Consider the following 13,108-nt stretch of genomic DNA (forward strand, 5'->3'; position numbering starts at 1 on the left):
AAGAACTGTAATTCCTGAGATCAACTTCCGCACAGTCGCGAGAGTGAGTGTTTAATATGAAAATTCAGCCCTCCACTGGCTGCACCTGTGTTGTTTTTGGATTGCGATATGACCGCCCTCAACCGCTCTACCCATCGTCGGCTCCGGCAACTGCGGCAGGTTCCTAGCGTGTGGGAAGGCGATCGCCGTCCGATCGCGCCGGGCGTGATCAGCAGTCTTGACCCGGAAGCCGATGACGAAGGTGAGTGTATTCTCTGGGTGGATGGCTCGGAAGGCGTGGTGCGGGCGATGGATGTGGTTGCTTTGCATAGCGGGCCTGAAGCGATCGTGCGAACGCTGCTGCGGGCGATGGAAGCGCCCCACAACGCATCGCCGCCTGCCCGTCCACAAAAAATTGTGGTACGCGATCGCGAAATTCAGTTTTTTCTGCGCGGCGTATTGCAAGATCTCGACATTGCGATCGAGCATGTGCCGGAACTGCCTTTGATTGACGAAATTTTTCGCGGACTGGAAGAAGGCGCAGAATCTCGCCCGCCCGATCTTCCTCCCCAATATGCCGATGCGCTGCTGGAACTGGCAGAGTCCTTGTGGCAGCAAGCGCCCTGGGAAATTTTGGACGAAGAGAAAATTTTGGCGATCGAAGTCAACAGTGCAGATGTGGACACGCTGTATGTTTCGATTTTGGGCATGTTGGGGATGGAGTACGGCATTTTGCTGTATCGATCGATCGAATCGCTCAAACTCTTCCGAGAGCGTGTTCTAGCCTCGGAAGAATCGCCTCGCGACTTGCAGGCCGCCTTTTTGGAGCAGGATTGCTTTTTTCTCACGTTTGAACCCGCAGGCGACACGATCGAGCCGAGTTTCGGCAGTCTGCATCCTTTGGAGGGAATGCGAACGGTTTTGTATGACGACGAAGCGATCGCCGTTCTCCTGGCCTTGTCCGGGCTTCAGCGCTTTTTTCAGAAGCATCGATCGAAGCTCGAAGATTTTCCCGCCCTCAGCGGCAGCTACCGCATTCCCCATCCCGATTCACCTCAGCAAAAAGTGTTTGTGCAGGTGGCAACCATGCCGGAACTAGCCGAAGAACTGTTTGAACTCACGGTCAACAGCGGTTTTGCCGATGTCGAAGAAAGCTTTGAAGCCATGTTTGCTCCGCAAGTTCCGGTTCTACGCACGGACTTGATTCCAGAAGATGCCTACTTTAGCTTGGGCGCGATGCCCTGGGAAATTGTTGAGGCGATTCGATCGATCGCGCCGAACTATCAGGCGGCTGTCGGATCGATCGCCACACAGTCTGATGGCTTTCCGATCGTGCTGATCCAAACCTCGCGCCCCAAAGCGCTCAATTTGATCAAGGGCATTCAGCAGTCAGGCGGCTTGGCGAGCATTTGCTTCCATCCGGGCGAAGATCCGTTTGCGGCTCAGCGCTACGATCTGGGCATTCTTCAAACTACCAACGGCGAACTGCATCTGTTTGGTGAATTTGAAGAAGACGACCCAATTCACATTCAAGCTCGCAAAAAGTGGGATCAGCGCTGTCGCAAAACAAAAGGATTCTGCGGCCTGGTGATTGCCAAAGGCGTGAAAGGTCAGTCGCGCGGCCAGCCAGATTTAAAAGACATGCTTGCGCTGTTTGAAGTGCGATCGCTCACTCCGCAAGAACTCGGACTGGGCAATCTTGAACTCGTTCCGCAGTTTGAATAATTCAAGATTGGCAGGGTGAAATTGCTGAGCCGCCTCATTTATAAGAACGAACTCCAAATCATGGATTAGGAATAATTTGCGTTTCAACGCGCCCGCCGCTCAGAACGATCGTTTGGTTTTCCAGTCGGCCAACTGCTCTGGGACCGCGCACGTTGATCGTGGGATTGGCCTGCGTGTAAATCACGTTGCCTTCTGCCGTGATTTGCTGCGTGTTGATTTGCCACAGCAGGCGATCGGTTGTGAGTTGCGATCGATTTCGCTGTCCAACCGCTTTCACGTTTTGCTGGAGATCAACAGTTTTTTGCTGCATGTTCATTCGTCCGCGATCGGCAGTGACGGTAATTCGCTGCTGCAACTGCTGAACGCTGACGGGCTGCGTCGCATCAATGATTTGGTTTGACACGTTCCAAGTGAGGGCGTTACTGTTCACTTGTAAAGGCGGGTCTTGCTGCACAAGCTGAGCGTTCTGCGTCAGCGTCACGATTTTAGCTTTTAGATCAACAGTGGAACGATCGGATTTGGCCTGGGCGATCGTCTGCTGGCCGCGTAGCTGCTGAATTTGGGCGGGGCGATCGCTGTTCACCTTTTGCTGATCCATCAGCCAGACAAGCTGTTCGGCCTGAACGCGCAAGCTGGGATCGCGCACCAGCGCAACAACTTTACCCGTCAGTTCCATGCGTCGCTGGCGGTTATTCAGTCGCGCTTCATTGGCAGACAGTCGCAGTTGCGGGTGCGTTCCCGTCAGTCCGTTCCGCACAATCAGCAAGTCTTGCTTTGGTTCCCACGAGAGTTCATTGCCCTTGAGGATTGCGCCACTACGCAGGTCGGTCGCAACGATCGCGCCATCAAGCCGAATGCGTTCGCCGTTTTGCTCCACTGTGCCGCGCTGTGCCTGAACGCGATAGATCGCTTTGCCGTCTTGAAACAGTTCACCATCGGGATTGATCACATTGGCCGTTTCGTTATCCGGACTGTAGGTGACGGACTGGGCTTTGACGCGCCAAAGCGTTTGACCTGCCTCATTCGCCTGATTCAGCGTGATGTTGGCAAGGGTGACATCTTCAGTGACTTGCTGGGCAGCCGCACTGTCTTCCGCGAGGCGATCGGAGGCGCGATCGCTCGATCGGCAAGCGGTCAGGCTCAGCAGCAGCGCCAGCGTGATCAGTTTGCCAGTTCTCCAGTTGCCTACTTTTTCCAGCCGCATCAGTTTGACCATGACAATACCTGCGCCCACTGGTGAAGCAAGACGTCAATTTGCGATCGATTGCTCCGGGGTGCTGACTTATTCTATGCGGTTTGGCTTAGGGTTCAGCTTGTTCCTCGGTCACTCCAATGCCCGAAAGCGGACGGTAGGTGTAGTTTTGGCGCGGTGTCTTTTGAATGTCTTCTTTAATGTTGTCCAAATCGATATAGCGATCGGCCACGTTGATCAAGCTGTCGGAAGTCATCGATCGCAAACTCACCACTTCGACCCGCACGCCGCGATAGCTGACTGCATCGACGGCATAGGCGAGATCGCCATCGCCGCTGACCAAAATCGCTGTGTCATAAGAGCCGACCAAGGCCATCATGTCAACGGCAATTTCCACATCGAGATTGGCTTTCTTGGAGCCGTCGGGCAACTGAACCAAATCTTTAGAAATGACGCGATAGCCGTTGCGCCGCATCCACAGCAGAAAGCCTTGCTGCTTTTCGTTCGTGCGATCGACTCCCGTGTAAAAGAACGATCGCAGCAGTCGCGACCCTGCTGTGAGCCGACACAAAAGCTTGGTGTAGTCAATTTCAATTCCAAGCTGTAAGGCGGCATAAAACAAATTTGAGCCATCGATAAAAATGGCAACTCGGCCTCGGTTTTCTAATACTTGCTCTGGCGTGAATACTGTATCCGGTTCGTGATGATTAGTGTGGCTGTTGTTATTGAACATTTACCCGTACCTCAGTTGTTATTAAAGGAAAAAATGGCTTGCGGTAAATCGAAGCAAAACCCGCTGGCTACGGGCATCAGGGCAGATCGAGCCGTCGAAAAATTGGCTTGGGCAATTCCAATGCCTGTCCGGGCGGCAGCACTCCCCATTCGGCATGAACCTCGTAAGGCAGCGTCGCAACCGATTCACGATCGTCAAAATCGATCGCAAACCCAAGCTGCTGATACACTGCTGTACTTATTTGCGGCACGATTGGCGACAGCAAATAAGCTGCCTGCCGAACCGTTTCCAGCACCGAATAGAGAACCTGGGCAACGGCATCTTGCTGACCCTGCTTGTAGAGCGTCCAGGGCGCTTGCTCGTCAATATATTTGTTGCCAATCCGAATTAAGCTCAAAATGACTTCGCACGCTTGGCTAAACGCGATCGCATCATACGCTCCGGTCACTTGCGCCGCTAGCTGTTCCCCTTTGGATTTGAGAATATTTTCAGCAGGCAAATCGGCCAAATTGACGTTGGGAACGAGGCGATCGCAATACTTATTTGCCATCTGCATTGTGCGATTGAGCAAGTTGCCCAGGTCATTGGCGAGATCGGCGTTGAGGATGTTCACAAACCGCGTTTCGCTAAAATCTCCATCGCGACCAAACTCGATTTCTTTGAGAAAAAAGTAGCGAACCGCATCCGACCCGTAGCGATCGACCAGATCAAATGGCTCGATGATATTGCCCAGGCTTTTGCTCATTTTTTGCCCGTCTTTGGTGAGGAATCCATGACCAAATACATGCTTGGGCAAGGGTAATCCGGCAGACATTAGCATTGCAGGCCAATAAACGGCATGAAAGCGCAAAATATCTTTGCCGATTAGGTGCAGATCAAACGGCCACCAAACCGCGTTGGCGATCGTTGGCTCGGCATCCGGCTCAACGGCAGCGGTGATGTAGTTGAGCAGCGCATCAAACCAAACGTAGATTGTGTGGCTCGGATCGATCGGCAGCGGAATTCCCCAATCCACATTCACACGCGAGATCGAAAAGTCTTGCAGGCCGCGATCGACAAAGCTCAAAACCTCATTGCGGCGGGTTTCTGGCTGAATGAAATCAGGCTGCGATCGATAGAGGTCTTCAAGCTGTACCTGATATTTTGATAGACGAAAGAAATAGTTTTGTTCGTCGCGCCATTCGACCTGACGATTCGGATGCAGAGGGCAGAATTTGTTGGGCAGCAGTTCGCGCTCTTCCTTAAATTCTTCGCAGGAAACGCAATACCAGCCTTGCTGATGGCCTTCGTAGATATCGCCGTTTTGCCAAACGCGATCGAAAAATTCTTTCACAATCGCAATGTGTCGATCGGACGTGGTGCGAATGAAGCGATCGTTTTGAATGTTCAGCTTGCCCCACAGCGACTGAAAGATCTGGGAAATTTCGTCGCAGTGGGCTTGCGGCGATCGCCCAACCGCTTCGGCTGTGCGCTGAATTTTTTGGCCGTGTTCGTCTGTGCCCGTCACCATTAAGACAGACTGACCTCGCAGACGATGATAGCGAGCGATCACATCGGCGGCGATCGTTGTGTAAGCGCTACCGATATGGGGAACGTCGTTTACATAGTAAATGGGCGTTGCTACCGCGAATGTTTGATTTCCTCTAGCAATTTCGTCCATACAAATTAAAAAGTTCTGCCTTAAAGCTGTCTATTATCATACTTGGAGTAGATTTCGATTGAGTTTTTTCTACTCTTCCTCACTTTAGCCTGAGTTTGACACATTCGGGCGAAATGATTCAACCAGCAGCGTTTTCCCACTGCCATCTGCTGCTTTCTAGCAGTGGAAACTGGGCTGAAGCAGGATGAGTTGGCAGCTTGCTCAGCAATTGCAACGCTTCTAGGCTGTGGATTGCGCGAATGCAGATGTTAATCTGCGTGGAAAGAACGGTTTGGCGCAGCCGATGGCAAGTTCGATCGAACAATTCTTCTCAAAAATTTGTAATTAAATGTTCGTGAAATGGTTTTCTTTATGGTTTAAATCACTTTTACATCTGATAGCAATGATCCCAAGCGATCTATCTTGAAATGTAGTTCAGGCTACGAACAAATACCGACTCTGGAGGGACGCAGGAACGCAATGTGTAAAGTAGTATGAATGGCATCTGCTGACTGAAATCTACTGCTGCTCATGTCGAATTTAATGCCGCTGCTGCTTTCGCGCCAACTGTTGACCGCCTTGGGAACACGCATGTTTGTGTATCACCAAGACCGAGTGCCGCGATCGGGCGCAGTGCTAGTGGTCAGCAACCACCGCAGCTTCACGGATGCTCCGCTGCTGATGGCGGCGATCGATCGTCCCATCCGCTTCGCCTGCCATCACTACATGGGTGAAGTTCCCGTCATGCGGGATGTCGTGACGCAGCTTGGCTGTTTTCCGCTCGCCACGCCGGATCAGCGACAGCACGCTTTTTTTGGGCAGGCCACTGAGCTTTTGCAAACCAATCAAGCGGTCGGGATTTTTCCCGAAGGCACACAGCCGATGGTCAAGCTAACGCCCGCTCACACAATGGGCAACTTTCAGCGCGGCTTTGCCCATTTAGCGCTACGTGCGCCCGTGCGAGATTTGGCGATTTTGCCGATCGCGATCGTCTCAGAACAAGAAACAAACAACTGGGCTGTGCCCTTGCGAATGCTGCACTGGTTTGATCCGTCTGAGCCGCTGTTCGATCAGTCCGGCTGGCATCCGATGGTGCTGTATCAGCGCGTCACGGTCGCGATCGGGCATCCCATATGGATCACAGCAGATTTGCGATCGCGCTATCAGGGGCGTCAGGCAAAATTGGCGGTGAACGAAGTCAGCAACTACTGCTATGAGCAGATTGAAAAGCTGCTGCTGAAACGGTAGTCGCGTCAATCGACTTTCGCGAATCGACCTTGAATCACGTTTTCCACCTCACACTTGCTGTACTAGTCTTGTACTACTAAGATAGAATCACAGTCGATTCGATCCGGGCAAGATTCATGCAACTCACTGACGTTCTTTCGCAACTGACCGATTGGTTTCCGGTTGAAGACCACAAAGAGCGCACGATCAAAGGCGGCTCGAAGTGGTACTACATTCCGCATCAGGCGATTCGCGATCGTCTCAACGAAATTTGTCCGGGCGAGTGGTCAACCACTTACGAAGGTCCGCATTTGATCGACGGCGAACCGATCTATCACTGCCGTCTCACCATCTGCGGCATTACGCGGACGGGCATTGGCGACAAGTCGAATGAACCAAGTCCCTATGGCACATCTGCACAGCGAGCCTTTCGCAAAGCGTTTGTCGATGCAGCAGAGCAGTTTGGCATCGGTGCATATTTGGACGAGCAGACCAGTGAAAAGACGAAGCGCAACTTCATCCGCTATATGCAGCAGTCGGGCAACGGCAAAGCCGCTGTTTTCTATCAGGATGCTCGCCGCGAAGCAGATGCCGCCAAAATGTCATCGGCTTCCCGCGATCTAATCAGCGATGCCCAGCGCAAACGTTTGTATGCGATCGCTATTCAAGAAGGTCGCTACACCGACATCGGCTTTCGTCGCCTCGTCGAAAGTCAAGGCTTTGCTTCGAGCAAAGACATCACCAAAACGGTCTACGATACGCTGTGCGATCGCGCCAAAGACCCGGTGCTGGCCGTTACCTACAACCAAGAAGCTGTTGCCTCTGCATCCTGAGCAGCGATCGGTCTTTACCTGGTTTGCTAGAGTAGCTAAGCACCGCGCCAGAAAGATTAAGAGAAATGAAAATTGCCATTCTCGGCTGGGGATCGCTGATTTGGAAGCCTGGGGATCTGCCGATCGCCAGCGCATGGAAAACAGGTGGTCCCGTTCTGCCGCTCGAATTCTCGCGCGTGTCGGACAATCGTAAGCTGACGCTCGTCCTCGATCCGGAAGTTGGAGCAAGCTGTGCAACGCAATTCGCATTCAGCGATCGATCAAATCTAGCAGACGCGATCGAAGACTTGGCGACTCGCGAACAAACGGTGCAGGAACACATCGGCTTTGTTGACCTGCCGCGCCACCTCAGTTCCATTCAAGCGTATCCGCATCAGGTGGATGTTGATGCGATCGTGCGCCAGTGGTGCGACGATTATCAGATTGAAGCAGCAATTTGGACGGCACTCAAGCCGAACTTTCAGCAAAAGTTGGGCGTACCCTTCTCGAGCGAAGCGGCAATCAACTATCTCAAGCAGTTGCCGCCCAGCGATCGCATCAGTGCGATCGACTACTTTCGTCAAACGCCTGCCGAAATTCATACGCCGCTACGCCAGATGGTTACTCAACTCAGCGATGAACTGGACTCCGCAACCGACGCATGACGGCTCGTTCACGTTCTTCTCTGAAGAATTTGGCGAAGCGTTTCACAGCAGGCAGGGCGCGAAAGCCGAAGCCTTCAGCAAATATGCACAGGCAACCAACTTGGCCGAACAAGCCGATCGCGACGCTCTGTGCCTGCTCGATGTCTGCTACGGCTTGGGCTACAATTCTGCCGCCGCGCTCGAAACGATTTGGCAAATCAATCCAGCTTGTAAAATTACCCTGTACTGCTTAGAACAAGATTCCTCCGTGCCGATCGCGGCGATCGATCTGCTGGGCGACTGGTCAATTCCTGTTCAGTCCGCCCTGCAACAAATCGCCCGAACGCATTTTTGCCAAACCGATCGACTCACTGCCACACTGCTAATTGGCGATGCCAGGCAAACGATTCAAACCCTGCAAATTCAGGCGGACGCGGTTTTCTTCGATCCGTTTTCGCCGCGCCGCTGCCCGCAGCTTTGGACGGTTGAATTTTTTCAGCAGGTGGCTCGCTGTTTGTCGCCAACCGGAAAACTAGCAACCTATTCGCGATCGGCCTCGGTACGCTCAGCAATGTTAGCGGTTGGCCTGTCGATCGGCACAATTCCGCTGGGCGATCGGCATCTACCGCATGAATGGTCACAAGGTACTGTCGCTGCACATCGTTGGGAAGGGCTATACCCACTGTCAAAAATGGAACAGGAACACCTGCAAACGCGAGCGGCAATTCCCTACCGCGATTCGCAGTTGTGCGATCGACCGGAGCACATTTTGCAGCGGCAGCAGCAAGAGCAGCAGCGATCGACGCTGGAATCCACTTCAAGCTGGAGACGCCGCTGGCAAATTAATTAGCTTTAGCCCTGTGAGCGACGCAGCAACCGCTGCCAGATCGATCGACGCTGAATGCCAAGTGCGCGATCGTAGCTGGCATAAGCTTCGCGATATTGATTGAGCCGCTGAAGCGCAACGCCCCGAAATGTCCAAGCTTCTGAATCGTTGGGATTCAAACTCAACGCTCGATCGCAGCTTTCTAGTGCTTCTTCGGGGCGATCGAGATGGATCAACACTACGCCGCGAAACGTCCAGGTTTTGCAGTGCTCTGGCACAAGTGTCAGGGCGCGATCAAACTGCTCAAGGGCTTCAAGGTAACGTCCCATGTTCGCCAAAGTTTCACCGCGACTGTAGTAAGTCAGCGCGTCAATGGGGAGTACAGAGGATTGAGCGATCGGGGCGGAAGGCTGTTGCATAGCTTAGCTTGACATTTTCAAAAACTAGACAGTGAAGCGGCAGATGCAAAAGAGCGAATTGAGCACTCAGCTTGCTCGACAAAAAGCGAGATCGTTCAGCAAGCGAGTTGTTTAGCGATCGTACCGAAATCAGGTCGAGTTACCGCGAGTTTGATGCAGCGGAAATTACGGTAGTAAAGATCGGCAGAATTCACCTGTTCATCTTCGACTCTAGCAGGTGCTATGGCGATCGAGAAACGTAGAGTTGATTTTTGCAACAAATATTAGCTGCGTAATTTTACGTACTTTTTCTGAGTTCTCTTTAATCTCCCCATGAACTCCGTATTATCCGCATTGATTACTAATGCAAATTCCGTAAATTTTTGGAGAGATTTTGATAAGTTTCTTGGGTCACTTCTCTATTCTAGGACGGAGTTTGCGTGTTTATAAGTATGTAGAAAAATCAACGAATTTTCAGGTTTAGATTCACCCTTAAAAAGGGTTGACACCCCCTTTTACAAACACAGACACTTTCGTTATTTTTTACTTAATGAAGGTTATTACAATTCATTATTTTGGTAATTCCATGTTGCTTAGAGGTGCATTTGTTCTCGACTCGTAAATTCAAGTTAAACGCAAAAGCCTCGCTGAATCAAGTTTTTAGCTCGAATTTCTGTTAGCTGATTGTTCTTTCTGTTGAGTCTAAAGCGGAGTTTTCTGCTGCTGACAACTGTCATCGATCGATATGGAAATCGCAAAGAGCAGCACTTCGATCGAACTGCGCTCATTCTGACAAATCAAAAAGTTCTTTTCTCGATCGCCACTTTGGAGTTAGAGCACTTATCCAATCATTTTTAACTCTAACTCAGCATAAAGACGTGTAAATTTCAGTCTTATTGCTGAATTACGTAGAAATAACTGGCTCTGACTTTCAATTTGTTCCTGTGTCAACTTTGTTTTAGCGGAAAGCACCGATGGTACGAGACGCTTTAATCGTAGGAGTAAACACTTATCAGCACTTGCCTGCTCTGCAAGCACCCGCACGCGATGCCGAAGCGATCGCTCAGCAGATCCAAAGCTGTGGAGATTTTCGCGTCCATCGCTTGCCCGAAGTCATCCAGGCTGGGCAACCCCAGGTCGGCCTCAAAACGCCTGTGACGCTCAAAGAACTTGAAGCTGCGCTAGTTCGCTTATTCAAGCCAAAAGGCAGCAACGTTCCGCAGACGGCACTGTTCTACTTTTCTGGACACGGCATTCAGAAAGAAGCGGGCATCGAAGAAGGCTATCTGGCAACCAGCGATGTCAATCCAGAAGCGGGTTTTTATGGTCTGTCGCTGTTTTGGCTGCGCCGCCTGCTGCAAGAAAGCCCGGTGCGGCAGCGGGTGATTATTCTGGATTGCTGTCACAGCGGCGAACTGCTGAACTTCCTTGAAGCCGATCCGGGAGCACGTGCGGGAACCGATCGCCTGTTTATGGCTGCTTCTCGCGAATACGAATCTGCCTACGAATCGCTCGCCAGTCCTTATAGCGTTTTCACTCAAGCACTACTCAACGGCCTTAACCCCCAGCACAGCGAAACCGGAATTGTCACCAACTACTCGATCACCGCCTGGGTCAGTCAAGCCCTCAAAGGCGAAATTCAGCAGCCGCTGTTTGAAAGCTCTGGCAGCGAAATTATTTTGACCCGATCGAGCGCTGCCTCACCGCCCCAGCGATCGCCAACCGCCGCGAGCGAGGTTTGTCCCTATCGTGGACTCGCTTATTTTGACGAAGTGGACGCCGAATATTTCTTCGGTCGCGAAGAGATCAGCGACCAGTTGATCGCAAAACTGCGCGGCAGCAAATTTGCTGCGATCGTGGGTGCATCGGGCAGCGGCAAATCTTCGCTGCTGCGGGCGGGACTTGTGCATCAACTGCGGCAAGGCCATCGCTCGCTCGAAAGCGCCCACTGGCAAATCAAGCTGATTACTCCAGGCGAACATCCGCTTAAAAGTTTGGCGGCTCCGTTTGTTGATCTCAACGCTGCTGCACTAGAGCGAGCAGAACAACTACGGCGGGCTGAAGCGTTTTTGCAGACAGGCAGTTCAGGACTTGCCCAACTGATTCAAGCCAGCCTGCTTGACCAGCCGCGCAATCTTGCTGCGCCACCGCATCTGCTGCTGGTGATTGACCAGTTCGAGGAAGCGTTGACGCTTTGCCACAGCGAATTTGAACGCCAACAGTTTTTTGACAGTTTGGCAACCGCGATCGCCACCGTTGAACGACTCAGCATTGTGATTGGCTTGCGCTCGGATTTCGTCGTGAAATGCTCGCAATATGCATCGATCGCGCCACTCCTCGCGAATCACGCAGTTGCGATCGCGCCGCTCAACTACGAGCAAATCAAATCAGCAATTACCCGTCCGGCTCAAAAAGTCGGCTTGGTGTGTGATCCAAATTTGGTGTACACGATGCTGCTGGATGTGATGGGTGCTCCGGGCGAACTGCCGCTGTTGCAATACACCTTGCAGCAGCTATGGCAGCAGCGACAGATAGACGGCAAGGGTGTCGCACATTTAACGCTCGACACCTACACGACCTTGGGCGGCATTCGCGGCACGCTGCAACAGCGAGCCACCGAAGTATTTAACGGCCTTGCCCCTGCTGAGCAAGCGATCGCCCAGCGCATTTTTCTCGCGCTTACCCAGCTTGGTGAAGGCACCGAAGATACACGTCGTCGTGTGATCAAGTCGGAACTGGTACGTCCCGACTGCTCAATCGAACAGATCGATCGAACGCTTGAAAAGCTTGTTGCTGCCAAGCTGGTAATTACTAGTCAGGGCGACGAATCTGCCGATCACGCCGAAGCGATCGACGTGACGCACGAAGCGCTGATTCGCTCTTGGCCGCTGCTGCGTACCTGGCTGGAGAACAACCGCGAAATGCTTCGGCGGCAGCGACGAATCGAGCAGGCGGCGCAGGAATGGCAGCAGGTCGGACGCGCGATCGCTCCAGAATATTTGCTGCATGGCGCTCGGCTGACCGAGGCCGAAGATTTCGTCCGGACGCATGTGCAGGAACTTTCTGCCCTTGCTCAAGAATACGTCTACACCAGTCAGCAAGAGCGCGAGCGTGTCCGGCGTGCTTCGCGGCGGCTGCAATTTGCACTGCCTGCGGTCGTCGCTCTGGCGCTGCTTGCAGTGGTGGAAGTTGCGCTCCAGCCGAGGGAAGATGAGACAGAAACCGCACTTCCGCTGTCGGCTCTAATTACGCAAACGATCAAGCTGCCTTCAGAATCAAATGGGGCAGGCGGAATTGCGATCGAGCGCTTGGTGATTGACAGCGAGCCGCAGCAAGCACAGGCTGGACTGCACTGCGCCCTTGCCCAACTTAATCCACAAGTAGCCAGCAGTGAAAGGCGCGTTGTGCCTGCACAGTCTGAGGCGGCGATCGTGCCAAATCAACAGTACATCGCCACCGCTAGCTCAGACGGAACGCTGCACCTGCAAGCGATCGAGCCTTCCTTAACCAATCTGCCAAACCTAGATCCGGATTGCATTGAGTAGCACGGCTGCTAACCCTCCAGGATCGGCAGATGGATGAGCTAAATGACGAATTCAAGCTGCTTTGTGAGCTTTGAAAGCGGCAGGTTTGGCACGAAACCCGTTAGCTGAAGCGAGAACAAACTTTCGCGGTTTCAGAAACCTGCACTGAGCCATTTGACGATCGCCATGTCCCTGTCGATGCCTTTGACTGCAACAAAGATAAACCCGATCGCTGTTTAACCAATTATAGCCATACAAAGCTAGGCTAGGACGTTATAGTTAGCGTAGCAAAGCATTTAGAACGAACAATGTCAGATCCTTACAGCGATGACCTGCGTAGCAAAGCAATTGAGGCCGTTGAGCGGGGTGAGCGCAAAATTGATGTGTGTCGAATGTTGAAAATTTCCGG

Annotated in this window: 10 protein-coding genes and 1 pseudogene; 7 read left to right on the top strand and 4 right to left on the bottom strand. The window is 52.4% G+C overall.

Annotation, left to right across the window (positions count from 1 at the left end):
* Nucleotides 1-108: 108 nt before the first annotated feature.
* Nucleotides 109-1,704, top strand: coding sequence for a DUF6930 domain-containing protein (locus H6F67_RS04225; protein ID WP_190763621.1), 1,596 nt, complete (start codon nt 109-111; stop codon nt 1,702-1,704).
* A gap of 58 nt (nt 1,705-1,762) precedes the next feature.
* Here H6F67_RS04225 and lptC read toward each other — a convergent pair whose 3' ends face one another.
* From lptC to metG, 3 genes are all read right to left on the bottom strand, one after another.
* The gene (gene lptC, locus H6F67_RS04230; protein WP_190763623.1) at nt 1,763-2,920 is read right to left on the bottom strand and encodes an LPS export ABC transporter periplasmic protein LptC; all 1,158 of its coding nucleotides are present in this window, start codon (nt 2,918-2,920) and stop codon (nt 1,763-1,765) included.
* A gap of 85 nt (nt 2,921-3,005) precedes the next feature.
* Nucleotides 3,006-3,629: an NYN domain-containing protein gene (locus tag H6F67_RS04235; RefSeq protein WP_190763624.1), complete on the bottom strand. Its 624-nt coding sequence runs from the start codon at nt 3,627-3,629 to the stop codon at nt 3,006-3,008.
* 76 nt (nt 3,630-3,705) lie between these two features.
* Complete coding sequence (metG, locus tag H6F67_RS04240) at nt 3,706-5,289, bottom strand: methionine--tRNA ligase (protein ID WP_190763627.1); 1,584 nt, start codon at nt 5,287-5,289, stop codon at nt 3,706-3,708.
* Nucleotides 5,290-5,799: 510 nt separating this feature from the next.
* Here metG and H6F67_RS04245 point away from each other — a divergent pair.
* The 4 genes from H6F67_RS04245 (at nt 5,800) to H6F67_RS04260 (ending at nt 8,801) form a co-directional block, all read left to right on the top strand.
* On the top strand, nt 5,800-6,516 hold the full coding sequence (locus H6F67_RS04245) for a 1-acyl-sn-glycerol-3-phosphate acyltransferase (protein ID WP_190763629.1): 717 nt from the start codon (nt 5,800-5,802) through the stop codon (nt 6,514-6,516).
* A 116-nt stretch (nt 6,517-6,632) separates the two neighbouring features.
* Nucleotides 6,633-7,328 carry a Rad52/Rad22 family DNA repair protein gene (locus H6F67_RS04250; RefSeq protein ID WP_190763631.1) on the top strand — a complete coding sequence of 232 codons (696 nt, stop codon included), beginning with the start codon at nt 6,633-6,635 and terminating at the stop codon, nt 7,326-7,328.
* A gap of 65 nt (nt 7,329-7,393) precedes the next feature.
* Nucleotides 7,394-7,972 carry a hypothetical protein gene (locus H6F67_RS04255; RefSeq protein ID WP_190763632.1) on the top strand — a complete coding sequence of 193 codons (579 nt, stop codon included), beginning with the start codon at nt 7,394-7,396 and terminating at the stop codon, nt 7,970-7,972.
* The gene (locus tag H6F67_RS04260) at nt 7,944-8,801 is read left to right on the top strand and encodes a tRNA (5-methylaminomethyl-2-thiouridine)(34)-methyltransferase MnmD (protein WP_190763634.1); all 858 of its coding nucleotides are present in this window, start codon (nt 7,944-7,946) and stop codon (nt 8,799-8,801) included. Before H6F67_RS04255 ends, H6F67_RS04260 begins: the two co-directional genes overlap by 29 nt.
* A 2-nt stretch (nt 8,802-8,803) precedes the next feature.
* On the opposite strand, the gene H6F67_RS04265 is transcribed toward H6F67_RS04260, so the two are convergent.
* Nucleotides 8,804-9,196, bottom strand: a complete 393-nt coding sequence (locus H6F67_RS04265) for a tetratricopeptide repeat protein (protein WP_190763636.1) — start codon at nt 9,194-9,196, stop codon at nt 8,804-8,806.
* A gap of 953 nt (nt 9,197-10,149) precedes the next feature.
* On the opposite strand from H6F67_RS04265, the gene H6F67_RS04270 reads away from it, so the two are divergent.
* Complete coding sequence (locus H6F67_RS04270) at nt 10,150-12,720, top strand: caspase family protein (protein WP_190763638.1); 2,571 nt, start codon at nt 10,150-10,152, stop codon at nt 12,718-12,720.
* Nucleotides 12,721-13,007: 287 nt separating this feature from the next.
* Nucleotides 13,008-13,108, top strand: a pseudogene (locus H6F67_RS27590) (IS630 family transposase); the annotation flags it as partial.

The sequence above is a fragment of the Microcoleus sp. FACHB-1515 genome, from assembly GCF_014696105.1.
Lineage (GTDB): Bacteria > Cyanobacteriota > Cyanobacteriia > Elainellales > Elainellaceae > JAAUTJ01.

Bases quoted from the DNA above. Each gene is read 5' to 3' on its own strand.
- H6F67_RS04225 (WP_190763621.1), top strand. From the start codon at position 109: ATGACCGCCCTCAACCGCTCTACCCATCGTCGGCTCCGGCAACTGCGG.
- lptC (WP_190763623.1), bottom strand. From the start codon at position 2,920: ATGGTCAAACTGATGCGGCTGGAAAAAGTAGGCAACTGGAGAACTGGC.
- H6F67_RS04235 (WP_190763624.1), bottom strand. From the start codon at position 3,629: ATGTTCAATAACAACAGCCACACTAATCATCACGAACCGGATACAGTA.
- metG (WP_190763627.1), bottom strand. From the start codon at position 5,289: ATGGACGAAATTGCTAGAGGAAATCAAACATTCGCGGTAGCAACGCCC.
- H6F67_RS04245 (WP_190763629.1), top strand. From the start codon at position 5,800: ATGTCGAATTTAATGCCGCTGCTGCTTTCGCGCCAACTGTTGACCGCC.
- H6F67_RS04250 (WP_190763631.1), top strand. From the start codon at position 6,633: ATGCAACTCACTGACGTTCTTTCGCAACTGACCGATTGGTTTCCGGTT.
- H6F67_RS04255 (WP_190763632.1), top strand. From the start codon at position 7,394: ATGAAAATTGCCATTCTCGGCTGGGGATCGCTGATTTGGAAGCCTGGG.
- H6F67_RS04260 (WP_190763634.1), top strand. From the start codon at position 7,944: ATGAACTGGACTCCGCAACCGACGCATGACGGCTCGTTCACGTTCTTC.
- H6F67_RS04265 (WP_190763636.1), bottom strand. From the start codon at position 9,196: ATGCAACAGCCTTCCGCCCCGATCGCTCAATCCTCTGTACTCCCCATT.
- H6F67_RS04270 (WP_190763638.1), top strand. From the start codon at position 10,150: ATGGTACGAGACGCTTTAATCGTAGGAGTAAACACTTATCAGCACTTG.